Genomic DNA, 26,586 nt, shown 5'->3' with positions numbered 1-26,586 from the left:
CTTTGTGTTATTCCCTTCAACACAATCGTGCTGTAAGAGGGATTCATACAAGGCATTTCTTGTATATAAAGCTTTGTGTTACACCTCATTGAATTTTGAGGCGTGAGGATCATATACAAGGTATTTCTTGTATATAAAGCTTTGTGTTGTCCCATTCAACATATTTTTTGCGTTAGGGATACGTACATTGCATTTCTCATATATAAGCTTTCTCGTTCGATAATTTTTCACCCATAGACTCCAGACAAAATAAAAATTTGTTTGAATCTATAGAGAAACCATCATTACGATATTTCAGGATCGTAAGAGTATCGACCGCTCACAAATTTGTTTTTGTGAGGGATACATACAAGGCATTTCCTGTATATAAAGCTTATTATTAATATGATTTTTTGCTATAGACTTAATAGCAAAAGTATGTTTTTGCTAAATCTATAGATTTAATGTCCTCTGATCCTTCAAGATCGCGGGATCTGCTAAACGCATTACTGGCATATATATCTTTCGGAGAGGTTTCCAATAGTGATCAAATTAAGAAGGATCGAAAAAATGAATATTTTTTAAGATTGACTTTGCTGCTAAAAAATCTATTATATTTTTTAAATTGGGCATAAGTTAGCAAAAAAGTTCCCTGAAAGCAATAATAATAAGAATAGTAAAGCCACACGATAGCGGAAGAAGAGTTTGCAGTTCAGTATTAGAACCTTAAACTTGCTCAGTGAGTTTTATATATATAGGACTCCAATTAAATTAAGGGGAGTTAGGAGTCCCTTTAATAAATTGGGAAGAATTTGGGGTTTTATACCTGTTTAGATCATATTTAGCGGTCTCTATTAAGAAATATAGAGATGTAGGGGTCTGAATAATATTAAGATCTATTTCGGGAAGAATTTTTATTTTTTAGCCCTGCTCTGGTCCTTTTGAATGGTCAGGGATTGTTTGCTCCTCAGATGCCAAAATGGAGGTTAGATATTTGATAGAAATAGATCCCAGTGGTATTCTGGTTCGCTACAATGTAAAAATGGAAAAGGAAATGACACCGGAAGATGCTGCAGAAGAACTTTACCCAAAGGATTCAACAATATACCCGATTGCAAAAGCCATCTTTGAAGGCGAAGAAGATGATGTTGTTGAGGGGCTGGAAAAAGCTATTAGTGCCGGGAAGGACCCAATCTCTCTTATCGATGATGCACTGATGGTTGGAATGGGAGTGGTCACCAGGCTCTATGATGAGGGAGTCATTTTCCTTCCAAACGTAATGATGTCTGCTGATGCCATGCTGGAAGGCATCGACTACGTTAAGGAGAAAGCAGGAAAAGCACCTGAAACCAAAGGAAAGGTTGTCTGTCACGTTGCAGAAGGTGATGTGCATGACATAGGGAAGAACATTGTGGCCGCACTACTGAGAGCAGCTGGCTATGATGTAGTGGACCTTGGAAGAGATGTCCCTGTAGATGAAGTAATAGCGGCTATCGAGAAAGAAAGTCCCATGATGCTTACAGGTACTGCCCTCATGACCACAACCATGTATGCATTCAAGGAAGTTAACGACAAGCTTCTGGAGAAAGGCTACAGGATTCCATTTGCATGTGGTGGCGGTGCTGTCAACCAGGATTTCGTGTCCCAGTATGAGCTTGGAGTCTACGGTGAAGAAGCAGCCGATGCCGCTAAAATAGCCGATTTCGTAAAGGCACATGGGGACAATATCGTAAAACTGAGGGAGAAATTCCATAGACACTGAGGAGGTGGAGTAGATGGCAGTAACAAGATGTACTAAAATGGCTTATTCAAGCGCAGATGAGATGGTTTTCGGAAGATCTGTCACGCCAGTAAAAACCGGACTGGGACTTGAAATTGGTGCCGGTTACACAACTCCCGAAGTAAACTACGCCCCAAGGCCTGAAGCCGGCGCATCCAAAGAAAAGCTCATAAAAGAGTATGAAAGAATCACCACCGACATTATGGCAAGGATGGTTCAAATCGGAGCTCCCTCTGTGGTGCTTGAAACTGAACACGTTCAGCAGATGTCCAACCACCCTGACTGGGGAGCAGCCGTTGCACATGCCCAGAAGACTATCATGGAAGACTACCATGATGAGTACGGCATAAAGTGTGCACTTCGCCACACTATCGGTGATATCCGCGAGACCAGGGACTTCCTTGATCTAAGAGGCGACAAGTACAGCGTCTTTATGGAAGCCTTTGAACAATGTGCCCAGAACGGGGCTGACATGCTTGCAGTTGAGTCAATGGGTGGGAAAGAAGTCTTTGACTATGCAATTCTGAGGAACGATATGGCCGGAGTACTCTACGGCATAGGTGTGCTCGGCAGCATGGACATGGAAATGATCTGGCAGGATATCGCATCAGTTGCAAAGAAGAACAATGTAATAGCATCCGGTGACACAGACTGTGCCCAGGCAAACACTGCAATGTTCATTGCAGGCGGTCTGCTTGACAAGAACCTCGCCCACACACTTGCAATTATTGCAAGGGCGATTTCTGCCGCCAGGTCCCTCGTTGCTTATGAAGCAGGTGCCGTCGGCCCTGGAAAGGACTGCGGGTACGAGAACACCATTGTAAAGTCAATTGCAGGTGTCCCGATTGCTCAGGAAGGTAAGACTTCAACCTGTGCCCACTCCGACCTTATGGGTAACCTCGTTATGCAGTGCTGTGACCTCTGGTCCAACGAATCCGTTGAATACCACGGTGAATTCGGCGGTACAACTGTCCAGTGCTGGTCCGAGACCCTTGCTTATGACTGCGCTCTCATGAATGTAGCCCTTAATTCAGGCAACGAAAAGATCCTGAGAGATATGTTTGTGGCTTCTGACATAAACAGAGATGCACAGGGCTATGTGCTTGCGTACAACAACGCGTACAGGGTCGGGGAGGCAATTGCCAGAAATGGAGACGATATCTACCTCCGCGCCAAGAACGCAGCTATTGAATGTATCAACATTGTTGAAGAAGGAGCGAAGAAAAAACTTGAACTCTCCAGGTTCGAAGCTAAAGCCCTTGCAGATGCAAAAGCCGCTTTCGAGGGCCTTACTGACGACAAAGACCAGTTCATGAGTGACTGTCTTACAAAGTATAAACAGGAAGTCAAAGTCTTCAAGCCGGAGAACTACGGCCTCTGATCAAGGCAATTCTCCTTTTTCTTTCTTTTTCTTTTTGAGAGATTCCGAATTTAGTTCCCGGCTCTCGGCTCTAAATTGAATTATATTGAAAATTCTAATGTGTGGTTTTATCATGTCATTTTTGTCTGTAGAGTATCTTAACTAAAAGGTATTATAATTAAATATATTTAGAAGCCCAATAAAAAAGAACTCTATCCGGCATATAGTCTAAAGGCATATAGTTTAAAAAGCGAGAAAAATGAAAAAAATTAAAAATTATTAATAAATTAAATAAAATAGCTTTTACTGCTATAAACTTCAGGAGTGCAAACATTCAGGCGTAGTACTCGTCTCTTGCCTCGACCATAGCTTTAATGTGGGAAAGCGGGGTCATAGGTGCAATTCCACAGCCAGGAGCCAGTACATCTACACCTTCGGCAATAGCCTTCTTCGATTCCTCTTTAATCTTGTCAATCGGACCCGGCAGCAGAACGAAGGGACTGGAGATATTTCCTACGAGCCTTGCCCTGTCCCCAAGCACTTCCTTAGCCTTTTTGATACTGCCGACTTTTTCTTCAACGCTTAAACCCTCGAAACCACAGTCAGCCATATAATCAAGGATAGGGGCGACATTCCCACAGACGTGCAGGACTGTAACTGACTCTACGTTTGAGGAAAACCTCTGCAGCTTTGATTGCAGTTCATTTTTAAAAGAATCCGGACTCATCAGATCAGGAGATGCTACAGGATCGGCAACGGAAATAACGTCTGCTCCTGCAAGAACCATTGAATTTGCATATGCTATTGTGGCATCGGTTGCAAAATCCAGTACCTGCCGTAGCATATCGGGTTTTTTAAGAGACCATTTCATAAAGGATTTTACACTCGCCAGATCGGAAGCAAGAGTAACAGGTCCCTCCAGACCTCCTATAATAGGCACATCCGGTCCTACTCTTTCTCTTATGATTTTAATTGAATCCAGTACAGCCCCGATTCTGCCCATATCAAGCAGATTCTCAGGCATCTTCAAACCTTCCAGATCTTTAGTATAAGGATGAGCAGTAACGGAAGGTTGTCTGTTAACCGTACCCATATTCACTTCACAACCCATGGCTTCGGCAAGTACGGTCAGGCAGTAAGGAACTCTTACAGCTTCAAGCCCGCTGAGCTCATAGTTTGCGATTGCCAGTTTTGCCATTTTTTCAGGGTCAGAGTGAGCTTCCGGCCAGGGAGCTCCAACTTCATCCATTAACTCAACAATTCCGGTCTGGGTTACGGAACAGACAGGTACTTTGTCAACTTCTTTCCCTTCCAGCGCGTTTAAAAGCCTCTCCCTAAGTGTCATATCAGTCATAATTGTCTCCCCATATTAAGTTTCAATTTAGAAATTTGTGGCGTTGTTTATTTTAGCCTTGCTTATTCTTAGGTACTGCCAATCTTTCAGATAAGCAGTAATATAGATGTTAGAACCCCTTTAAGGCGTATCAAAATTCGGAGTTTCCGCTACAGGCAAATAACCGCCTTCGGTAAACCGAAATCCCCATGCCCGGATTGAATAATATAATCTATGTTTTATGCTATATGATTGTTTGGGAATAGTAATTTAGAAAAGACCTCAAACAAAATATAAAAATCGAATAAAATATAAAGAAACCAAAGTAAAAGAATAAAGCATGTTACATATTTCGGACAGGATAAGAATAATCCAGGGAAATATCGTAAGACTGAAAGTCGATGCAATTGTAAATGCCGCAAACCCGACTCTCCTTGGAGGTGCAGGGGTCGATGGCGCGATCCACAGAGCTGCAGGGCCTGGACTGCTGGAAGAATGCAGGGGTTTAAACAGTTGTGCTACGTGAGAAGCAAAAATTACAAAAGGGTACCTTCTGCCTGCAAAATGGATAATACATACTGTCGGCCCTGTATGGCGGGGAGGCCGGAAAGGAGAGGATGATTTACTGGCTTCATGCTACAGAAAGAGCCTTTGACTTGCACGGGAATATACCGTAAAAACCCTTGCTTTTCCAGCCATAAGCACAGGAGCGTATAACTTTCCTTCAGAAAGGGCTGCCGGAATTGCAGTTTCTGAAATAAGAAAGTTTCTTCTGGAAAATGAATTACCTGAAAAAGTTTTCCCTGTCTGCTTCAATAAAGACGCATGCCGTCATCTTCAGGAAGCACTGTCAGAAAGCTCTGGAGTTTAAATGAATTTAGGAAATTTATAGTTCTATTTCTTATTATAACTATGAAAGGATACTATTAGGTTCATTAAAGAGACTCTTCAGAACCGTTTTAAAACAGAATCTTAAACTATTCTCCCACGTTCAATAATTGAGGATCGTTTATATACAATGTTAGGAGATTAGATTCTGAATAAAAATTAATAATGATAACAATCCTGTTCCGGATTCGGCATTTAATTTGGTTGTTAGCTCAGATAAATTATTCAAAGTAGCTTTTAATGGCGAGAGAGGGAAAAAGCTCGCAGAAACTTTGAAAACTGAAAAAGGGGAAAAATTTTATTAAAGCCTGGCAAAAAACCTATATTTATATCCGGAATCATTTGAACTTGAAAATATAATTTGAATAAATCAGGATAATACTTTAGAAAGATGCCGCAATATAATTGAAAAGAGCATGAGCATATTTAAAAATCCAATATAACTGGAAAGTGCGGGAATAAAAGCAGAAAAAAGGATCGGAGGAGTTGGTTATCAATCACGATGAAGCCTTTCAGAGAGGCCTGGGCCTGATTAGACAAAAAAGGTATGAAAAATCGATTAATATTTTCAATAAGATCCTGGACAAAGCTCCAGATCATACAGGAGCTCTTTTTAACAGAGGACTCGCCCTGCTGAAGCTTGAGAAGCCGGAAGAAGCCCTCAACTCTTTTGATCAGGTCCTGCACTTCGAGCCAGAAAATCCAGATGCCCTCTACAAAAAAGGAATTGCTCTGGACAACATTGGAGAATTTGAAGCGGCTCTGGAAACTTATGACCGCGCGCTTGAAATAAATCCGGAAAATCCAAAAGTCTGGTACCGGAAAGGGCTTGTATTTGCCGAACTGGAAAGGGCTGAAGCTTCAATTCTTTGTTTTGAGAAAGCGCTTGAGATTGATCCCGGATGCGGAGCCGCCTGGCATGCCCGGGGGACTGTAGCCGGAAAAGCCGGCAACTACGAAGAAGCCGTGGAATGCTTCGAGCACATACTTGAAACCGACCCGAAAAATGCAGATGCTTGCTATGCAAAAGGGCTGGTTCATGTAAAGCTTGAAGAATATGAAAAAGCCCTTGAATGCTTCAACTCTCTGATCAGGGAAAACCCGAAGCATAAAGACGCCCTGGAACAGAGGTGTCTTTCGCTGACAAAGCTCGGGAAGAATGAGGAAGCTCTGGAATGTATTGACGCATTTTTAAGAAAATTTCCTGCCAGTGAGACTGCCCTCTACCACAGGGGAGTGCTCTTAAGCGAACTTGCCCGCTATGAAGACGCTGAGAAAACGTTCTCGAAATTCCTTAAACTCGATCCCGGAAATAAAGAGATCTGGCTCAGGAAAGGCACTGCTCTGATCCACATGCTGAGGCTCAATGATGCGATAGGGGCTTTCGAAGAAGCCATCAGGCTGGATCCGGCTTATTTCGAAGCCTGGAATTACAAATGCCTTGCCCTGATGAAACTTGGGGTCTATGAAGAAGCCCTCGAAGCCTTTGACTCAGTGCTTGAGATTTATCCCGATAAGAAGGATATCCGGTACAATCGGGCTCTTGCTCTCGTTAAATTGCAGCGCCTCGAAGAGGCTGCACAGGCTTTCTCCAGAGTTGCCGAACTGGATCCTGCATATGGGGATGCCCTGTACCAGCAGGGGCGCCTACTTACCAGGGCAGGAAATTATGTGGAAGCCCTTAAAGCCCTCGATTCCATGCTTGAACACAACCCCGGATTTACTGAGGCTCAGAAGCTCAGAGGCACTCTGTTGATAAAGTCATGCCGTTTTGAAGAAGCACTTGAAGCTCTTGCACAGAGCCTTGAAAGAGAGCCTCAGAACTACAGGCTCTGGCTCCAGCAGGGATTAATTCTGCTTGACAGTGGAAAATTCGAGCCTGCCCTGGAGGCTCTTAAGAAAGCTACAGAACTTAAACCCGATTATGAAGCCTGCTGGATGAATGAGGGTTTTGCACTCTATTCCCTGGGACGTTATGAAGAAGCCCTCAGCGCCTTTGAGGAAGGCCTGCGGCTGAACCCGTATCTTGAGAAAAGCTGGAACAAAAAAGGCATCGTACTCGAAAAGCTTGGAAGAACGGAAGAAGCCCTTGAGGCTTTCGAAGAAGCTGTAAAGCTCAGGCCTGACTTTGAGGACGCCTGGAGAAACAGAGGACTGATTTTACTGGCTGCGGAAGAATATGAAAAAGCAAGTGAAGCCTTTGCCGAAGTGCTTAAAATCAGCCCTGAAGATCTTGATTCCATTCACAACAGGGGAAAAGCCCTGCTCAAGCTTGGAAGAATTGAAGCTGCCCTGGAATGCTTTGAAAAGATCCTTACTCTTAATCCCGATTATCCCGAGGTTTTATACAATCTTGCAACTGTGAGGCTGGAGCTGGGGAAGCAGGAAGAAGCCCTGGAAATCTTTGAAAAACTTACTGTGAAAACCCCCGAGAATCCGGAAATCCAGTGCAGGAAAGGAAAACTTGCAATGGAACTCGGGAAATACGAAACTGCCCTTGAGGCTTTCGCTCAGGTGCTGGATAAAAAACCGGGATCCGGGGAAGCTCTGTATAGAAAAGGGCTTGCCCTGATAAAACTGGAACGCTTTGAAGAGGCTATAAGAGCCTTTGACGAGGTAATTGCAAAGAATGCAGATTATAAGGGTATAGAGCAGTCCGATTACGATGAGATAAAAAATCCGGGTTATAATGAGATAGAAGCTCCTGGTAATGAAGAGATACTGGCCGCCGCCTGTAATGAGATAGAGGATTCCGACTACCTCAATGCCCGGACTTACAAAGGCTTTGCACAGATGCAGCTTAAAAGGTATATCCCTGCCCTTGAGACCTTTGAGGGCGCTCTTGAGGAAAAGCCGGATTCCGAGATTCTCTGGTATTACAGGGGTCTCAGCCTTTACAGGATGAACATGTTTGAGGAGGCAGCACATGCCTTCGATTCCGCAGTTCGCCTTAACCCTGAAATGAAGGAAGCCCTCGAATATGAAGCGCTCTGTCTCTTTGAAACCAGACAGTACGAAGCTGCCCTACAAGCTCTTGAGTCTGTGCTTGAAATAGATCCGGGGGACCTGTCTGCTCTCAATAAAAAGGCAACTTGCCTTATGCAGCTAAAGAGGTATGAAGCAGCAGCTGAAACTCTTTCCGGGATACTGGAACTTGATCCTTGCAACCGGGAAGCAAAGTTTGAACTCGGGATTGCCAGTTTCGAATCCGGACAGGATGAGAAAGCCCTTTGTCTTTTTGAAGAGATAGCTGAAGATTCAGGAAAGAGCTCTTCTGCACAGGCTTCTGCACAGAATATATCTGAGCGGAATATCTCTGAACAAACTATCTCTGAACAAAGCTCTTCTGCACTTTACTGGAAAGGACTTGTGTTTATCAGGCAGGAAGCTTACGAAAAAGCGCTTGAAATTTTTTCAAGGCTTACCGAACAGAATTCTCTTTTTGTAGAGGCCTGGTATCTTAAGGGCATATCCCATTCAAAGCTGAACGAACATAAAGAGGCAATAGAGACCTTTGAAAAAATCCTTGAAGCTGACCCTACCTACAAGGACACCTGTTATCAATTTGGGTTTTCCTGCTTCGAACTGGGGAATTTTGAAGAGGCTATAAGAGCTTTTGAAGCTGCGCTTGAGATCGATTCTGAAAACCTTGATGCCCTTTACATGAAAAGCCTTGCTTTACTGCGGTCCGGAAGATACGAAGAGTCGGCTTCAGGTTTCAGAGAGGTCCTTAAAAGAGAACCTTCCGATATTGAGGCTCTCGCACACCTGAGCACAACCTGCTTCAGGCGGGGACTGTACGATGAAGCCCTTGAGCTTTTTGAGGAGGTTTTGAAGAGAAACCCGGAGCGAAAGGCCATCCTTTTTAGAAAAGGGCTTATTTTGAAAACCCGTGGTAAAGTAAAGCTGGCTTCAGAGATTTTTGATTCCGTGCTTAAACTTAAGCCTGACTGTACCTTCGCCCTTGAGCAAAAAGGGCATACTCATTTCGAACTTGATGAATATCACGAAGCAGTTGAAGCATATAAGGAAGCGCTGAAATACTGCCAGAAAAAAGAGGATCTGCACTACTGCAGAGGTATTGCCCTTTTCAGGCTGGGGAGCTTTGAAGAAGCTGTAAAATCCTTTGAAAACGCTCTAGAGCTTGGTTGCCAGCAGTCGGATTTACCCTATTATGCAGGGCTTTCCTGCTTCGAGCTCAGGGAATATGAAAAAGCTGTGAAAGCTTTTGATGCTGCCCTGAAAACCGGGATGATCGACCTGGAAGTTCTGCATAAAAAAGCCCTTGCCCTTTTCGAGCTCGGAAAGGCGGAAGAAGCGGTTTCTGCGGTAAACATGCTTCTTGAACTTGAAGCTGAGAATCTCAACAACAGAGCCACGGAGGTATCCGGGGAAGAAGATCAGGCAGAAAATACAGGAGAGATTCCGGCTTTCGAGAACTCCGGGGCTTTTGGGGAGCTCCTTGAAAAGTTTGCATTCTCCCTGATAGAACTCAGGAGGTATGAAGAAGCCCTCCTGCCGCTCGGAAAGCTTGCAACGAGTGAATTGGCTTCAAAAGGGGTTCTTTACGGTAAAGGAGTCGCGCTTCTGAAGCTCGGCAGACTTGAAGAGGCTCTTGAGGCATTTTCAGAACTTCTTTCGCTTTATCCTGATTTTGAAAAAGCCTGGTACAGAAGAGGGCTTATCCTGTTTTCTGCGGGATACTATGCTGAAGCCCTTGAAGCTTTCGAGCAAGCTTTCCCTGGAAATCAGACCGGATCCCCCGGAGAAATTGACCCGGAAAATCCGGAAGAGAATGAAGCCGGATTGGAGAGAGAAAACGGGGTAGAAAATCAGGAGGAATTACAGAGAACAACGGGGACAGATAATCGGGAAGAAACCCGAAAAGAAAGCCCTGGAATGGAAGATAAACTGAACGATGCTGAAATGGTAGATACCCTGGAGAAAATGGGGCTTTCCCGGCTCAAACTGGGATACTATGAAGCCGCCTTTGAAACTTTTGGAAAGCTCCTTGAAATAAAGCCGGAGGCTGCAGACCTCTGGTATGTAGCAGGGCTTGCCTTAAGGGGGCTTGACCGGAACGAGCAGGCTATTGAAGTTTTTGAAAGGGCTGTAGAGCTCGATTCGACCCTGGAAGCTGCCTGGGAGCAAATGGGGCTTGCCCTTCTCGGACTGAACAGATACGAGGAAGCCTGCCAGGCGTTCAGTTCGGCTCTTACCCTGGACCCTGAGAACGTAAATGTTCTCTACAGCCGCTCAGTTGCGAATTTCACACTCCAGCGCTTTGAGGAAGCAGCTCGGGACCTTGAAAGAGTGCTTCTGTTTGCCCCTGACTTTCCGGATTCTATTGAAGCCTGCTACAGGCTCGGGATTGCCAGAATGGAGCTTCAGGAGTATGAAAAAGCCCTTGAAGCTTTTGATCTGCTTCTGGAACACGACCCGGCGCACAGGGAAACTCTCTACCATACCGCGCTTGCGCTTTTCAACCTCGGAGAATACGAAGCTGCTGCCGAAACCTTTGGAGTTTTGCTTGAAGCCTCCCCCGAAGATCCTGAAAGCCTGAACTACCTTGGCCTCTGCCTGCTGGAACTCGAAAGCCCTGAAGCGGCTATGAGAGCCTTTGAAAAAGCCGCCCTTTTCAACCCAAGGCATGAAGAAGCCCTCTACAATGCAGCCACGACCCTTATCAAGATCGGCAGGACGCAGGAATCCCTTGGCTATTTCGACCGCATCCTTGATATTTCCCCTGATAATCTCGATGCCCTGAACTACAAGGGAGTCGCTTTCTGCACACTTGAAATGTACAGGGAAGCCCTGAAAACCTTTGACCTTGTGCTGGAAAAAAACCCGGAAAATATCAAGGCGATCTATAATATAGGGGTTGTCTGCTTCAAACAGAAACTTTACGAAACCGCCTGCCGGGCTTTCGGGGAAGCCCTTGCCCTCAACCCCTGGCACGAGCAGTCCCTGAAATATCTCGGAATCTCCCTTGCAAAACTCGGAGAGTACGAGGATGCACTGCGAGCCTTTGACAGGCTGCTCAGGATAAACCCGCGTGATGTCCAGTCCATGAATTACAGGGGAGTTGTCCTCGGAAAAATGGAAAGGTACGCAGAAGCCATAAAAACCTTCAATGAAATCCTGCGCCTCTATCCCGACATGGCAGATGCTAAAAGGAAACTTGAAGCTTTAAAATGCATTCAGAATGAGAATCGTTCCGAAGAAAATTTCTACTAAGGTTTTTGCTGGAGAAGAGGCTCCTTGGAGGCAGAAGGAGTCTTCCTCAACCCTCTTTTTTTCAAAGTATTAGTTATTAAGACCTTTTAGGTAAAGATAAGGGTTTAGATAAAGATAAAGGCTTGAATCTTAACCCTCGCACCTGTAAAGAGTAACAGGTATTTCTAATTTTTACGCAACTATACAATACCAGTGGTGCAATTTTCAAAATAAGAAGATTCATTTTGTAATGTTGTTTCAAAAGGAAAGTTAATTTTTGTATGCGTTTATAATTTACAGTATGAGTTTATAATTTACAGTATGAGTTTATAATTTACAGTATGAGTTTATAATTTACAGTATGAGTTTATAATTTACAGGAACGACTTTATGAAGTTGCGCTCGATAAATTAATTCCAAGATTATTCCACATTTATATCATCAACTGAATTTTCTCGATGCACATTTAACTGTCATAAAATCTATGATAAAGATAAATAAAAAATTGATAGTAAAACTTCAATAGCTACGTAGTACTGATTATATACTTTTAATAATACAGATAATTATTTATAAGCAACCAATTCTGTATCTATGGTAGATATGCGGAAACTAAAAGAAATAAAGAATAATGCAAAAAAGTACATAGAACTAGCCAAGCTTATATATGCAGACTCTCGAACTCCCAGGGTCTCAAAAATACTATTATGGATCGCCATAGCCTATGCATTAGCCCCAGTCGATTTAATACCTGATTTTATACCTGTGATTGGATCTCTCGATGATATGGTAATTGTTCCCGTTCTTTTATATATTGCAATAAAAACAGTACCTAAGAACGTGTATATAGAAAATTACGTCCAGGTTTTAAGGAAATGAGCTTTTAGCCAGAAAATATGTGTACTTTCTAAAATATATGTAGTTTCTATATCTTCGTTTTCAATTCTACTCAAACTAAAAACCTGTAAATTTTCTTCTCATTCTAAACATGGAAAATAATTATTTTTCTCAGATGAACCGATAAATAAGATAAGATAAGATAAGATAAGACAAGATAAAATAAGATAAGATAAAATAAAATAAAATAAAATAATCAGGAAACAAATTAAAAACTAAAACATTTTCTGAATCTTTTTCCTGAATCTTTCTTCATGAATCTTTTCCTGAATCTTTTTCCTGAATCTTTTTTCCTGAATATTTGTTCCTGAATATTTGTTCCTGAATATTTGTTCCTAAAAGTATATGCCCGTTTGAAGAGAAACAACACTTAACTTTGCCAGATGTATTTTTTAATTCAATTCCGGTTCGATAAATTATCAATAACAGAATTCGGATCGATTTTTAACTTGGGGGTATATGAAATGCTGCTCATGGACATAATAACCTGGGAGCCGAAAGACACCTTGAAAATCACGGAGTTGTATGAAAACTATGAGTATCCGAAGGGCATAAAGGTAATCGATGAATGGACCGACCTTACGGGCTACCGTACGTTCATAATTTACGAAGCTGAAGATGAAAAAACGTATGCAGCTTCAGTTCTGCCTTTTATTGGGCTGTGCAGGTTCGAGACCTTTCCGGTAATGAAACTGGACAAATTTATGCAAATGGCTCAAAAATTTGCCGAGAAAACCGGAGGAAAAGCACCCGGTACCAGCCAGGCAGGGGAAAGTGCAGAGAAAGATATCCTGCAAGAAATCGAAAATCTGGAAAAAAGGATTGAACACCTTGAGCGGCATTCCTTTATCCAGCAAGAAGATGTAACGTGAAGCCTGCAGGATACTGCCTTAACCTGTCTGGATCTGCTGTAGAGACAGGATCTTAAATTCAGACTACGGTAAGGTGTTAGAGAAAAATACTTTTTCATTTTTCAAGGGCGTTCTCGAACCTATCAGCATTGCGATCCTCGGACTCGATTCCGTTCTCTATGAGTCCTGTTTCATTCGCTATGGATATTATTTCAATCCTGGCGGGTTCTATTCCACTTTTTTCAGGTTTTAATTCATTCCCGGACATTTTTCGATTCCTTTATTAAACTGGTAGATTAAGATAACGCCAGCAGGTTTGATAGGACTGAATTTATCTGATTTTAATCCTGAGATATGGAATTTCCATTAGCCTGAGGATTAATACTTTGATCTGATCTATAGAGGTAAGCTATCCTGCAAATCCTGAAGGACAGAAGATTATTTAGTAAAAATTATATTATTTGGAAAGTAAGAATAACTGACACTATACAGTGCCTGTCAGTAAAAATAAATTTGAAACCAGAAAGTCTTGTTTAAAATGCTAAGTCAGGAAGATTTCAAACCGGTCACGCTCGCAGATAGGGCTTTTTTCGAACGGCATTATGCGCTTTACCCGCAAACTCACAGCGACAACACTTTCACTAGCATGGTCTGCTGGAACCATTTTATGCATTACCGGTACGCATACGTAAACGGAAGCGTAATTCTCGCGTGCACTGCCGCAGGAGTAACCCGGTTGCACCCGCCCATAGGTCCCCCCGATCCTGCGCTCATGCAGGAGGTAATACGGCTGGCAATGGATACAGGCGACGACAGGAAGCCCCTTATAATAATTGATCCTGATACCGCACAATGGATGAAAGAACTCAAACCTGACCTCGTGCTGGTTCCGGACCTGAATCATTTCGAGTATGTGTACCTGGCTTCTGACCTTGTGGAACTTCCGGGAAAGAAATATCTCAAGATCAGGAGCCAGATTAACAGGTTCAGGAAAAATTACCGGCACACGGTCGAGCCGATAAGACCCGAAAACCGGGAAGAGATAATGGAGTTCCTGGTAAAGTGGTGTGAGAGCAAAAAGTGTGAGGATAATCTCATCCTTGCCCACGAAGTAGAGGCGATCTCCTACGCGACCGAGCATTTCACCGAACTACCACTGCGAGGCCTTATGATAAGGGTAAATTCGGAAGTAGCAGCCATCTCTCTTTTTGAGCGACTCAACGCCAGTACGGCACTGGTCCATTTTGAGAAAGGGCTGCCTGAATATAAGGGAATCTACAAGGTAATAAATGCCGAAACTGCAGCAGTTCTTGCCAGGGAAGTGAAGTATATCAACAGGGAAAGTGATTTAGGCATCGACGGGCTTAGAAAGGCAAAGCTGAGGTATCGTCCACACCATATGGTCGAGGTGTATTCACTCAGGCGCAGAACCTGTTTTCCATTTATCACATAATTTTATTCACCGGCTGAGGTTAAAAAAAATTAAATAGGATAGAAAAACGAGTTTAAAAAAGATGAAAAAGAAATTAAAAAAGATTAAAAAAGAATTAGAAAGAAGAGTTAAAAGATAGTTAAAAAATTAAAAAAATTAATAAAATTTAAAAATATTTAAAAAGAAAAGCAGGAGAGAGAAAAGAGTTGAAAAAACTCATTCTTCCTTCTTCTTTTCCTCAAAAGCTTCTTTTACGATTTTAAGAGCACAGAGGTCCCCGCACATCGAGCAGGTATCACTTTCGGTTCTTCGGGCGTCCCGGATTTTGCGGGCTCTGTCCCCGTCGATTGCAAGTTCGAACTGTTTTTCCCAATCAAGATCCCTGCGGGCATAAGCCATTGCAAGGTCTTTTTCCCAGGCGCGCTCTCTGGGGCCTTCCTTTATAAGGTCGATAGTATGGGCTGCAACCTTTGTTACGAGCAGACCCTCTTTTATATCCTCAAGGGTTGGAAGGGCAAGGTGTTCGGACGGGGTTACCATGCAGAGGAAATCCGTGCCGTGTATGCCTGCAACCGCTCCTCCGATTGCGCCTGTGATATGGTCGAAGCCGGGAGCAATATCGGTTACGAGCGGGCCCAGAAGATAGAGAGGGGCATCATTACAGAGTTCTTTCATACCTCTTACGCTCAATTCGATTTCGTTTAAAGGCACATGCCCAGGCCCTTCCACAAAGGTCTGCACATCAACAGCCCTTGACCGCTTCACGAGCTCGCCGAGTGTGATAAATTCCATGAACTTCGGGCGGTCGGAGGCATCGGCGATGCAGCCGGGACGCATGCCGTCCCCAAGGCTCAGGGTCATATCATATTCTTTTGCGATTTCAAGAAGATAATCGTATTCAGCATAGAAGGGATTGTCTTCCCCGTTGTGCAGCATCCAGGCAAGGGTAAAAGAGCCGCCACGGCTAACGACATTCATTATCCTGTCACCCTGCCGCAGGCGCTCAAGGGAGTTCAGATTGACCCCTGCGTGCACGGTGACGAAGTCCACGCCCTGTTCGGCATGTTTCCGGACGGCATTGAACATGTCATCCGAGGTCATCTCTACGACAACTTTCCTGGAAGCTGCAGCCTGGTAAATAGGAACCGTCCCTACCGGGATGCTAACGGATTTGAGAATGCGGTTGCGGATTTCGTCCAGATTCCCGCCTGTGGAAAGGTCCATTACGGCGTGAGCGCCGAAAGCTTCGGCAGCTTTTGCTTTTTCGATTTCGGCGTCAATATCTATACAATCCCTTGAGGTTCCCACATTGGCGTTGATTTTTGTGCTCATGTATTTGCCAATGCCGATAGGAAGGGTTTCTCGCCTGTTATTTACGGGAATCGCTATCAACCCTTTTGCCACACAGGAGCGGACAGTCTCAGGGTTTATTCCTTCAGCTTTTGCCACGGCTTCTATTGAGGGGGTGATGATTCCCTTCTTTGCATCTTCCATCAGTGTCATTGTTACTCCAGATTGTGAGGTGAATGAGGCACCTATAATTCTATATTAGTTAAAATATATTGATAAAAACACATCAATGATGATATGAATAAGCTTAACTGCAACTAACCGCCATACCTGACAGTCCGATCGGAATATTCGGGTATAAGGATAGATCTGGTATTTCGGTCTTGCAGAGTAGAACAGACAGTGAACTGATATATATCTTTTCACATCTGGGAAGTCGCTTATTATGTATAAACAGACAAATATATAAATAATGTAGACATATTATTCAGTACAATTTCCAGAAAGAAAATTGAAAGAGAAAATGCAAAAATTATTTTCTAAGTGAAGGATTTTTACAGATAATGGTATAATGAGACCGGATCAATACCGTTAAACCGGAGAATGCAAACAAAACGTGTAAAAAGAAAGCATTGAAACCTTTCCTGTATTTCCTTATGTACCTGTTGCGTAGTCAACTACATTTTTGTTACGCATCCTATGCATCATATCATGCATTTACATACCCCTTACGCATTTACATACTCCTTACGCATTTACTACACATTCCTTTACGCATTACTACAGATTCCTTCAGGCATTTACTTCTTTACGTATTTCTTATTTGTACTATTTTATATCTCAAAACTATCACAAGAACAGAGTCAGGTATTTTATATGACAGTTGTCGCATTTGCAGAAAAGAATAAGGCAGCAGCCCAGATTGCCAGCATCCTGGGCGAAGGGGAGGTTGACAAAATCACAGTGGAAGGGCTGCCAGTATACGAATTCAAGTGGAAAGGGGAAGAGTGGCTGGTAATGGGACTATCCGGGCATATTATGAATTATGATTTCCCGGCACAGTATAATAAATGGAGTGATGTTGACCCGGGCGTACTTCTCGGAGTCGACCCCGAAAAGCTCGTAACACGAGCCGATTACGCTGCAGCCGTAAAAAACCTTGCAAAACGGGCGAATAAAATCGTCCTTGCCTGCGACTATGACAGGGAAGGAGAAAACATAGGCTTCGAGGCAAAAACCCTTGCCGAGGAAGTGACAGGTGTGCCGGTTGCAAGGGCTCGTTTCTCAGCCCTCTCCCCAAAAGAGGTAAGGAAAGCCTTTGAGAACCTGTTAGACCCGGATTACAACATGGCAATGGCTGCCGAAGCCAGGCAAATTCTTGACCTGAAAATGGGGGCCGCTTTTACCCGGTTTGTTACGCTTTCGGTCAGGGAGAAGGCAAGAACAAAAGATGTGCTTTCAATCGGCCCCTGCCAGACACCTACCTGCGGGTTTGTATACGAAAGGGAGAAAACAATCCGGGCTTTCCAGGCGAAGGACTTCTGGAAAATAACCGCAATTTTCTCGACAGAAGGCGGGGAATTTGAAGGCACTCACAGGGCAGGAAATATCCATGATAAGGAAAAAGCCGCAGATATCTTCAAAAGGCTGAAAGGGGCAAAAGAAGGGCTCGTTGCAAAGAAAACGGTAAAGGAAGCAAAAACCAGCCCTCCTAATCCCTTAAATACTACCGAATTCCTGAAGCGGGCTTCCAAGTTCCTGGGGATAAGCCCTGAACTTGCCCTTGAGACTGCGGAACAGCTTTACCTTGCAGGGTTTACCAGTTACCCCAGAACCGAGACAAACAAGTACGCCGATGACTTCGATTTCAAGTCCCTTGTTTTTGATTTTGCGCGCCAGAAGGAATACAGGCCCTTTGCGGAAGCTATCCTTATAGCCCCGATTGTGCCGAAAAACGGGGAAAAAGATGCCCACGACCACCCTCCGATCCACCCGATCAGGGCGGCTTCAAGAGGAGAGATAAGTTCTGCGGTAAACATTCCTCAGGCTCCAGAGGTCTATGACCTTATAGCAAGGCACTTTCTGGCAAACCTTATGCCTGCAGCCGTTTTCGAAAAAACCCATCTCCACCTGCTTGTGAAGGAAGAGCCTTTTGATTCGTCCGGAACCGTGCTCAAGGATTCAGGCTGGCTTGAAGCCTATCCCTTCGAAAACAAAAAGGATAAGCTTCTCCCGTTTGTGGAGGAAGGCAAGAAAGCAGGCATAAAAAAGCTCAGCAATACCAAGTCCAGGACCAGCCCGCCAAAGAAGCTGACCGAAGCCGAACTTCTCACCCTTATGGACAAAAACGGAATCGGGACAAAGGCAACAGCTCCGACTCATATTGAAACAAATAAGAAACGAGGGTATTTCGAGACAAAAGGAAAAACGGTTTCTATTCTGGATACAGGCTTTACCCTTATGGAAGGGCTCTCTCTGACTGTCCCGATTCTTGTCAGGCCGGATATAAGGGCAAAAATCGAAGCCTTAATTCAAGAAGTCGAAGACGGGAAAAAAGAGTTCGAAGCCGCTCTTGATGAGGGTACAGCCCTGATCCGGGAGATGTACGCCCAGCTTGAAGCAAATAAAAAGGAACTGACCTCAAGCATAGCAGGCACGATCAAGGACGAAGCCGCCCTTGAAGACAAGAAAAACTACATAGGAACCTGCAAAGCCTGCGGGCATGTGCTCAGGATCGTGCAGACGGACTCGGGGCGTTTTGTGGGCTGCACAGGCTATCCTGACTGCCGGAATTCCTATCCCCTGCCAAAAGCGGGGGCTCTGACCGTACTCAGGAGTAAGGAATGTAAGAAGGAAGGGGCAGCTGTCCTGAAAGTAGGAAATAAGTATAACTGGGCTGTGGGTATAGGCCCCTGCTTTACCTGCGACCTTGAAAAGGAATGCTACCCTCCCGAGACGGTAGGACCCTGCCCGGAGTGTGACGGAAGCATGTTCCTGATAGCTTTCAAAGACTCCCGGTTCCTCGGCTGTACAAAACGCTGCGGGTACACCCATTCAGTCCCCAAAAACGGAAAATTAACCCTTCTTGACAGGACCTGCGAGAGCTGCGGCTGGAAACTGTTCAGGTTAAAAGAAGAAGGTGATGAAAGCCCTGAAGAAGATTTCTGTGTAAACCGACGCTGCAAGGAAGGCATGAAATACTGGAAAAAGCCAGGCACACGAACCGAGAGTAGAATCAGGAAGGAAAAAGCCTCGGTAAATAGAACGAGCTCATAGGCAAATTTGACAGCAGACTCAACCGCAAGCCCTGTAAGAGGGAAAAACTCAAAAGTATCGGCTGCAAAAGGGCTGAAAAAGAATAAGTAAGTGTAGAATCGAGGCTCCTTAGTTCCGCAGGCAGGGTTTTTTCCCTGGTTCTGCATCGGGAGCATGGGGCTTTTTCAAGTCTGGTCCTTCTGCTATTATGTGGTTGTAGAGTTCGGATTCAAAAAGATCAGGAAATTGCTGATTCCGGATTCCGGACAACAGGAAATTTTAAAAAATCTGCACTAAAAGAATTAGAAAAGGGACTAAGAAAAGAGATAAGAAAATCCGAAAGGATTTTCTCCTGCTTCCTGATTTAAAACGGAACGAAATTATGCTGCTGCAGGTGCGGGTGCAGGCACGGTTTCGACCTGGGTTTTCCTGATTTCGACTCTGCGGAGCGGGTAAATGAATTTGGCCTGCCTGTAAATGGCTGCTGAGAGCCTGCCAAGGATTGCTTCCTGCATAAAGGTCTCGAAATCGGATTCGGATGCGCGCCTTTTGACGATCTCAACCATCATTTCCCTGATGGCCTGGATCTGGCTTGAGCGTGCCCTTTTAATGGTGAAGCAGGTGGGCTTTACACGGATGACATAGCCGTCTTTGGTTTTAACGTCGATATTCGCATCGATCCTTGAGGTCTGCCTCTTCACGATTGAACGAATATAATCAGTTGTGAGTTCGTGACCCATGAGATCGGTGGTTGCGACATCTCCCACGACATTATTGATCCTGAGGATGACCTTTGTGTTATTCTTGGTCATGTCGTTGGTAAGTTCTCCAACAGTGGTTTCAATATTGCGCCCTAAGAGCAGGGAAGGGTCTCCTGCCATAGTGTTACCGACAATAGCCCTGTTTAAGTAAACCGGGGCTTCAATATTATACCATTCCTTGGATTTCCATCCGTCAAGCTTTCTCTGTACTTTCTTTCTTGCCAAGTGATTCCTCCGAAGTGATGTTCATTTTTATTATGTTATTTATATGTTTTTGTATTATTTTTGTGCAGTTTTTATCATGCTGCTGGTTTGTCCTGCGGCCCTCAAGCCTTTCAGTTTCTTCTTCCGGATGCCCGGATGAGCTTTCTCCTTAATCAATGAGCGTGAATGACCTTCAGCGCATTTGCACAGAATTTGCGCTGTCCGGCGCAGTTTGTAGTGCTTTTGGCACTAGCGTTTCCCTTTCAAGATGAAATTTCCGAGCTTCAACAGGCTTCCGAACCTTGACCCGTCCCCTATCTTCCGGCAGCTACAGGCTCCTGATAATCAAAAATATGATCCGGAAAATTGCCAGAAATTCTCAGAAATTAGCGGCATCTAACTAGTTAATGGCTCACTATACATATCATTTCAGTATATAAATAAATCGGTCAGAAACGCTTTCTGCCTATTGGGTAAAAAGGAGAAATAAGAAAGTTAGGGAAAAAAGTTAGAGGAAAACTTAAAGAAAAAATTTAAAGGAAGCGGATACCTTTCGGCATTTCGCCTACCCTTTTCCTGAATTCCTCAGGCCAGTTTGCAGGGTCAAGCCCTTTCTGCGCAAGGAAGACTGCAGCCCACCTCTCAAGCCCGACTCCGGAACATCCTGACCAGAGTTCTTCTCCGGACTGGAGTTTCACATTGAAGCCTTTGGGATACTTGTCTCCGTTAATGCTCACGTTCTGGAACTCAAGCCATTCCCCATCCGGCCCGCGGTAAGGCAGGCAGGCTTCGTAATCGGTTGTTCCGACCGTGTTTTCCTCGGCAAGCCCGAGCAGCCCTTCCTGTGCCATGAACCAGGGAGTAACTCTTGCTTTTCTCCATTCGATGTCCAGGATGTCATTGAAGATATGCATATAGCGGTCATGCAGTTCTTCTGCGCATTTTATGACCTCTTCCTTTGTCCCGGTCCAGACGATTTCTATCCTGTGGAACTCATCCACCCTTTCGATCCCGTGAATTCCGCCGCTCTCATACCTGTGGGAAGTGCCTGACCTGTCAAAGACTTTTACAGGAATTTCCTCATTCGGAAGGGTTTCCCCTGTCAGGTACATCCAGAAAGGCGGGCACTGCGCATACGCCATGCCTCCGATGGGCTCTCCGATTTTTTCCTTGATGAGTTTCGTGGGCACTTCATGGGTAACCTTGTAATAATCGGCGACCTCTTCCCAGTAGTCGGGGTCCCTTGTCTGAGGAGGGCATACATAATATATCTCAGGATATACGCCCTTGGCATGCCCGGATTTCATCCAGACTTCCCAGGTGACCAGCTTCGGGAAAATCATTTCCCTGTATCCGAGCGGCTCAAGGAGCTCTTCAAGGACAATCTTTTCAAAAGCCCTGAAGAGCCTTGTGGATTGCGGCCCGTGAATCCACTGCCCGCGGCTTGCCCCTCGCTTGAGCCAGCCCTCTTTCATCATTGCCTGGGTCGGGTCTTCCTTGAAAGTATGCTCCATCGGCTCTCTCTGCCAGAGCAAATTCCAGTGCTCAGCCTTTGCCCCGTACTGCGAAGCCTCGATCTTCTCTTCAAGGAGCGTGAGAATCCTGTCCGGAACCCGGTTCTTCATCTCAGCTTCCCCTACTTCAAGCTCAAGCTGAATCCCGCCTTCAATGTTTTCCATACCTTTTATGTAGGGCACTTTCAGCATCCTGAGCTCATGTTCAGTCGGCACCTTAATGACAAAGGACTCAACCTCAATTCCGCGAATCCCGATCTTATATTTCTTTCCGAGCGCCTCAGCGACCTGTTTCCTGAGCCGGAGGACAGCGTCATGTACCCTGACATACCTGCCGGATTCAAGCGCAAGCTCGATCCTGTCCTCCCCGAGCTTCCATTCCGTAACCTTTGCTCCCTGCCCTTCAGGCGCCCCTTTTGTGAGAAGGGTCTTATTTGCCTCTTCGAAAAGCGCAGCTATAACGTCCTTTGCAGGAGTGGGGTCTGCACTTGTTTTAAAATAAGCCTTGAGTTTGAACTGTAATTCCAAAGTTTAAGCCTCTTTTAATTATATTGAATATTGTAATTGTGAATTGAAATAAGGATGTAAACAGAGTCTAAAATCCTGTTTCTAATATAAATGCCTATTCTATAGCGAATATGCGCAATTCGGATTGAGAATATCGAGTTTCAGGACATTAAAAATTATAGTTTCAAAGTAGTCGCCTGTAACTCAGACACAGGATTAGATACAGCTATCTGTAACCCATTAATACTCGTGTCATCTACATAAAAACCTGACCAGCTATTTAAATATTTAGCGTCTGGAAAAAATAGATAGCTGCCTAACAATTAGTTTAATTCTTTTAAATTATATTATTTTAGTAGATATTTATAAGATATATAGTTTGTGACGTCAGTTATTGATTAGATACTATCTTAAAAGTACCTTCATTTCAGAAAGCTAGATTGAAATTTTAACCTCGCGCCGGAACAGAAGCAGCCAGCAATAGAACCCCAGGCTGCGTTTACGGTCACAAAGTGACCGGCGTTTACGAGAGAAGATAGAGGTTGAGATAGAAGTAAAAATATGCACTGTAACAGGCTATATATTATACATCGATATAGTATTTATAGGCTGGAAGTAAAGACGAGAAAATCAAGAGTTCAGTTACCCATCAATGAAGAGTAAAGAAGAATAAAAATGCCTTCCCAACAACTTAAAGATGCTGACTATTTCATAAGGATACTCAGGCAACACCTGCCTGAACTCAGAGATAAGTACAGCGTAAGCTATCTCGGAGTTTTTGGATCATATATAAGAGGGGAACAAACGAGTGACAGCGACCTTGATATTCTGGTAGAATTTGATGAAACACCTGGTCTTCTGAAATATATCGAGCTTGAGTATTATCTGAGTGACCTGCTGGGAGTGAAAGTAGACCTTGTTACCAGGACAGGGCTTAAACCCAACGTTGGAAAACGTGTTCTCAATGAAGTGGTATCTTTATGACTTGCAAGAAAGATCAGAGGTCTTACTAAATTTTTGCAGGATATTCTTGATACTTTTGATATGTTAAAACATTCGTCTACGGGTGGAACTCAATGATTTTTGCGGCGATAAAAAACAATTTCGTTGAAAGTTAATTTTGTAACACTGAATAAATTTACTTAATAATATGTTCTTGGCCATCAATCGTTATTTTCCATCCAGGATCTAAAAAATCTGATTTTACATCTGCGTAATGAAGCTTCTTATGACAAAGTGGGCAAACAACTAGCAAATTCCAGCTCTGAAGTGTTTCTGGAGCTTTTCTATTTAGCTCTATCATATGGTGAACTTCTGCATACTTTTCTCCATCTTTTTTCACAAATCCTGGATATCCAGATCATACACTTATATCCATATTTTTCTTTGATGGCATTAGATAGTAAAGTCGGTCTTTGTATTAGCTCAGTTATAGTTTCTTTAAATTTAGGAGTATTTTTATATTTCAGGTCTAATTTTTGTATCAGTTCATCAGAATCTAGAGTTTTTCCTTCTTTAAATTCATTTGAGAATATACCGGCATCATACACATAAGTGCTTATAGGCTCAGATATCCAATTAAGCACTTCTTCTTCATCTTCAGGTTCAATTATAGCATAAGTTTGAACTGCATCGTAATTTTTTGAAGTAATTTTTATTTCGTTTATGTCAAAATGCACAGTATTCTATTGAGCTATCATTAAGATGTATTAAGATACATATTCGAGAACGAAATCATGTTTGATCCATTTATGGGTGCCGGCACAAATGCTATTGCTACATTGCGGTCAAATAGCAGACTTGTTTGCTACGATATAAGTAAAGAACATTGCCAATTTACCCGAAAAAGAATAAGGAAAGAGTCGCGTGTAAATGTCAATCTAAACTCATTTCATTGACCAATAATCAACCCATCTTGCATAATTATCATATTCTATTTTTTCCTTCTCCCAATTTACTTGTATTCTCATTGTATCTCTATGTGACAGCATTCTATCCATTGCATTCTTACTAAACTCAACTCCACGGGGATTAGTTCCAGCTTTTGGCATTTTTAAGTAACCCTTATTCAACATTCTCAAAGTCTCTTTCTGTACGGATAAGGGAATTAAGAAAAAACCGCCGTCATTAGTACCCCAACATATTTTTACTAAAATAATATCGCATTTAGGAGTATAATTTTCTATAAATTCATTAGCTTTGCTGGCATCTACAGTCCACACTGCTTTAACGCCGCCATTTCCTGTAATTGTCTTTATCGAAATTTCGTTACCATCGAGAATGACATCAGTTTCCGGTTCCGTAGCAGGTAATTGTGTGTAAATTTTCTCCTTACCAAATTTATGTATCAACATCGCTACAATAATTCTTTCGCGAATAGTGCCAACTTCCATACCTATTTTACCAGCTCTAGAACTCTCAATTTCTGCGATTTGAAACAATTTCGGCAAAAGTACCTTTATTTTAGAAACTAATATATCATCCTTGGAAATTTTGCTTATATAATCGTTGTTCGCCATCAATACGTATTTATCAGAAATAACTTTATAAGTTTTTTGGTCCCCTTAAGTATTCAGGTTCTAAAAGAAAACACTTTTTCTTCAAGAAAATAACTGCTAACTATTATGACGATCTATATATTGCTAAGACACTCAGATTTTACTACAGAACTGAAAAAGGACTTTGTTATACTAAATTAGTGAATGTTAAAAAGAAAAAACTAATAAATATTGTTATATATTTCATAATCGCACAATAATCAAAATTTCCAGTAAAGAAGCTGACAATGAGAAAAATTCAGAAAATTTCTCGAATTGATAAGGAATTAATATGAAATCTTCTACCAAATTAGGCACGAAAACAAGTTCCTTCGGTGTATCTCAAAGACAGAATCATGATTCTAGTAAATTTTACAGCACTAACATATATTCAAGTACAAATATTTCAGGAAAAAGTGAAAAATATTTTGAGAATTTAGTACCAGATGAGTATATTAACCAGATCCTTTGTAAGTCAAGCGAGAGAATGGAAGAATTGCCAGATTGTAGTGTACATCTTATGATAACATCACCACCGTATAATGTAGGAAAAGAATACGACAAAAATTTGTGTTTAGATGATTATTTTGATTTTCTAAGGACCGTATTTCGGGAAACGTATCGTGTTCTTGTAACTGGTGGTAGAGTGGCTGTGAATATAGCCAATGTTGGTCGAAAACCATACATATCTCTGAATTCCGAAATCATAAGAATTATGCATGATATTGGATTTCTTATGAGGGGAGAAATAATTTGGCAAAAAGGCGCAAGCGCGGGTGGATCATGTGCTTGGGGCAGTTGGCAATCAGCTTCTAATCCGGTTTTAAGAGATACACATGAATATATTATGGTATTTTCGAAGGATAACTTTAAGAGAGAAAACCCCACTGGAAAAAAGAACACAATTACAAGAGATGAATTTTTGGAATATACTAAAAGTGTGTGGGAATTCAACACAGAATCTGCTAAAAAAGTAAAGCACCCTGCACCGTTTCCAATTGAGCTTCCAAGGCGGCTCATACAATTGTATAGTTTCAAGGATGATATTATTCTTGATCCTTTTATGGGAGTAGCCACTACCGCAATTGCTGCTTTAATATCCAATAGAAAATTCGTTGGATATGAAATTTCTGAAGAGTACTGCAATATTGCTAAGGATAGAATAGAATCACATATATCTCAAAAAGATTTAGGAATGTTTACCAACAATTAATTATCTTTAATATGCCGATTAGAAACATTAATAATTACGAAATTTGAAATAATTTTTCCACAGAAAATATTAAATTGGAAAAAAATTTATCTCCTATCTTGATGAGCCGATCCCAAAACTCAAAATTTGCTTCTTCGGTTTCCGCATTTTAAGTGACCAATCGAGTTTCAGATAATGAAAGCAATTCAGAAAATTCTGATAATTGAGAATGAAAATGGGTTTTGGGATGAGCTCATTTAGAACAAAGGTCCCTACAGTTTTGTGAAAACCCGCCCGGCCGCAGGATATGGATATCCTCATTTTGGGATAGAGTTCTATTGCCTCCTTCAGGTTCTCGATAGCTTCTTCAATCGTTTCTCCCTGACTTGCGATATCAAGCTCAGGGCACCACGAGACATACCATTTTCCTTCTTTATGAACGATGGCTGAAAACCTGTATGTTTCTTCCATATTAAGAGATTTCCGAAGGGTTATAAAAGATTTCTCTTACGAACGCCGGCTAAAATTTCTGATATAGATTATTTTTTCGCCATTAGGCATTTTAGGCAAATCTAAAATCTGCCAGGCTG

19 protein-coding genes and 1 pseudogene are annotated in these 26,586 nt (G+C 42.9%); 11 read left to right on the top strand and 9 right to left on the bottom strand.

From position 1 onward, the window contains the following. Positions 1-958 precede the first annotated feature (958 nt). Positions 959-1,741: a methanol--corrinoid protein MtaC gene (gene mtaC / locus EQO05_RS14615; protein WP_128507758.1), complete on the top strand. Its 783-nt coding sequence runs from the start codon at positions 959-961 to the stop codon at positions 1,739-1,741. A 13-nt stretch (positions 1,742-1,754) separates the two neighbouring features. Continuing rightward, entirely contained in the window at positions 1,755-3,140 is a 1,386-nt protein-coding gene (gene mtaB / locus EQO05_RS14610; RefSeq protein WP_128507756.1) for a methanol--corrinoid protein co-methyltransferase MtaB, read from the top strand. Between the two features lie 313 nt (positions 3,141-3,453). On the opposite strand, the gene mtaA is transcribed toward mtaB, so the two are convergent. Next, positions 3,454-4,473: a methylcobamide:CoM methyltransferase MtaA gene (gene mtaA, locus EQO05_RS14605; protein ID WP_128507754.1), complete on the bottom strand. Its 1,020-nt coding sequence runs from the start codon at positions 4,471-4,473 to the stop codon at positions 3,454-3,456. A 319-nt stretch (positions 4,474-4,792) separates the two neighbouring features. On the opposite strand from mtaA, the pseudogene EQO05_RS14600 reads away from it, so the two are divergent. The 4 genes and pseudogenes from EQO05_RS14600 (at position 4,793) to EQO05_RS14585 (ending at position 13,325) form a co-directional block, all read left to right on the top strand. Next, positions 4,793-5,323: pseudogene (locus EQO05_RS14600) on the top strand (O-acetyl-ADP-ribose deacetylase). 503 nt (positions 5,324-5,826) lie between these two features. Then, positions 5,827-11,577, top strand: a complete 5,751-nt coding sequence (locus EQO05_RS14595) for a tetratricopeptide repeat protein (protein WP_128507752.1) — start codon at positions 5,827-5,829, stop codon at positions 11,575-11,577. 573 nt (positions 11,578-12,150) lie between these two features. Continuing rightward, positions 12,151-12,435 (top strand): YkvA family protein, encoded by a 285-nt coding sequence (locus EQO05_RS14590; protein ID WP_128507750.1) that lies wholly within the window; start codon positions 12,151-12,153, stop codon positions 12,433-12,435. Between the two features lie 482 nt (positions 12,436-12,917). Continuing rightward, complete coding sequence (locus EQO05_RS14585) at positions 12,918-13,325, top strand: DUF3303 domain-containing protein (RefSeq protein ID WP_128507748.1); 408 nt, start codon at positions 12,918-12,920, stop codon at positions 13,323-13,325. A 94-nt stretch (positions 13,326-13,419) separates the two neighbouring features. Here EQO05_RS14585 and EQO05_RS15695 read toward each other — a convergent pair whose 3' ends face one another. After that, positions 13,420-13,572 (bottom strand): hypothetical protein, encoded by a 153-nt coding sequence (locus EQO05_RS15695; protein ID WP_164888582.1) that lies wholly within the window; start codon positions 13,570-13,572, stop codon positions 13,420-13,422. A gap of 270 nt (positions 13,573-13,842) precedes the next feature. On the opposite strand from EQO05_RS15695, the gene EQO05_RS14580 reads away from it, so the two are divergent. Next, the gene (locus EQO05_RS14580; protein WP_128507746.1) at positions 13,843-14,757 is read left to right on the top strand and encodes a DUF2156 domain-containing protein; all 915 of its coding nucleotides are present in this window, start codon (positions 13,843-13,845) and stop codon (positions 14,755-14,757) included. A gap of 195 nt (positions 14,758-14,952) precedes the next feature. On the opposite strand, the gene thiC is transcribed toward EQO05_RS14580, so the two are convergent. Further along, a complete protein-coding gene (gene thiC / locus EQO05_RS14575; RefSeq protein ID WP_128507745.1) occupies positions 14,953-16,239 on the bottom strand; it encodes a phosphomethylpyrimidine synthase ThiC in 1,287 nt (428 codons plus the stop codon). A 663-nt stretch (positions 16,240-16,902) separates the two neighbouring features. On the opposite strand from thiC, the gene EQO05_RS14570 reads away from it, so the two are divergent. Next, the gene (locus EQO05_RS14570) at positions 16,903-19,302 is read left to right on the top strand and encodes a DNA topoisomerase (RefSeq protein WP_128507743.1); all 2,400 of its coding nucleotides are present in this window, start codon (positions 16,903-16,905) and stop codon (positions 19,300-19,302) included. Positions 19,303-19,661: 359 nt separating this feature from the next. Here the strand turns inward: EQO05_RS14570 and EQO05_RS14565 are convergent, their stop codons facing one another. Both EQO05_RS14565 and EQO05_RS14560 read right to left on the bottom strand, forming a co-directional pair. After that, positions 19,662-20,267: a 30S ribosomal protein S3ae gene (locus tag EQO05_RS14565; RefSeq protein ID WP_128507741.1), complete on the bottom strand. Its 606-nt coding sequence runs from the start codon at positions 20,265-20,267 to the stop codon at positions 19,662-19,664. 512 nt (positions 20,268-20,779) lie between these two features. Next, positions 20,780-22,288, bottom strand: coding sequence for a serine--tRNA ligase (locus tag EQO05_RS14560; protein ID WP_128507739.1), 1,509 nt, complete (start codon positions 22,286-22,288; stop codon positions 20,780-20,782). Between the two features lie 654 nt (positions 22,289-22,942). Between EQO05_RS14560 and EQO05_RS14555 the strand changes: the two genes are divergently transcribed. Further along, the gene (locus tag EQO05_RS14555) at positions 22,943-23,251 is read left to right on the top strand and encodes a nucleotidyltransferase family protein (protein ID WP_128507737.1); all 309 of its coding nucleotides are present in this window, start codon (positions 22,943-22,945) and stop codon (positions 23,249-23,251) included. Between the two features lie 154 nt (positions 23,252-23,405). Here the strand turns inward: EQO05_RS14555 and EQO05_RS16245 are convergent, their stop codons facing one another. Together EQO05_RS16245 and EQO05_RS14545 are read right to left on the bottom strand one after the other, a co-directional pair. Further along, positions 23,406-23,570 (bottom strand): hypothetical protein, encoded by a 165-nt coding sequence (locus EQO05_RS16245; RefSeq protein WP_128507735.1) that lies wholly within the window; start codon positions 23,568-23,570, stop codon positions 23,406-23,408. Next, a complete protein-coding gene (locus tag EQO05_RS14545) occupies positions 23,554-23,946 on the bottom strand; it encodes a hypothetical protein (protein ID WP_128507733.1) in 393 nt (130 codons plus the stop codon). Before EQO05_RS14545 ends, EQO05_RS16245 begins: the two co-directional genes overlap by 17 nt. 39 nt (positions 23,947-23,985) lie before the next feature. Here EQO05_RS14545 and EQO05_RS16240 point away from each other — a divergent pair, with 39 nt between their 5' ends. After that, positions 23,986-24,165, top strand: coding sequence for a DNA methyltransferase (locus EQO05_RS16240; RefSeq protein WP_370273879.1), 180 nt, complete (start codon positions 23,986-23,988; stop codon positions 24,163-24,165). Here the strand turns inward: EQO05_RS16240 and EQO05_RS14535 are convergent. Beyond that, entirely contained in the window at positions 24,154-24,786 is a 633-nt protein-coding gene (locus EQO05_RS14535) for a ThaI family type II restriction endonuclease (RefSeq protein ID WP_128507729.1), read from the bottom strand. The two genes, EQO05_RS16240 and EQO05_RS14535, sit on opposite strands and share 12 nt — an antisense overlap. A 310-nt stretch (positions 24,787-25,096) precedes the next feature. Here EQO05_RS14535 and EQO05_RS14530 point away from each other — a divergent pair, with 310 nt between their 5' ends. Then, entirely contained in the window at positions 25,097-26,017 is a 921-nt protein-coding gene (locus tag EQO05_RS14530) for a site-specific DNA-methyltransferase (protein ID WP_128507727.1), read from the top strand. A 93-nt stretch (positions 26,018-26,110) separates the two neighbouring features. On the opposite strand, the gene EQO05_RS16050 is transcribed toward EQO05_RS14530, so the two are convergent. Further along, positions 26,111-26,467: a type II toxin-antitoxin system HicB family antitoxin gene (locus EQO05_RS16050; protein ID WP_240664763.1), complete on the bottom strand. Its 357-nt coding sequence runs from the start codon at positions 26,465-26,467 to the stop codon at positions 26,111-26,113. Positions 26,468-26,586 lie beyond the last annotated feature (119 nt).

Source organism: Methanosarcina sp. MSH10X1 (assembly GCF_004099695.1).
GTDB lineage: Archaea > Halobacteriota > Methanosarcinia > Methanosarcinales > Methanosarcinaceae > Methanosarcina.
The sequence above is the reverse complement of the archived record's forward strand: the minus strand, read 5'-3'. Positions and strand labels throughout refer to the sequence as shown.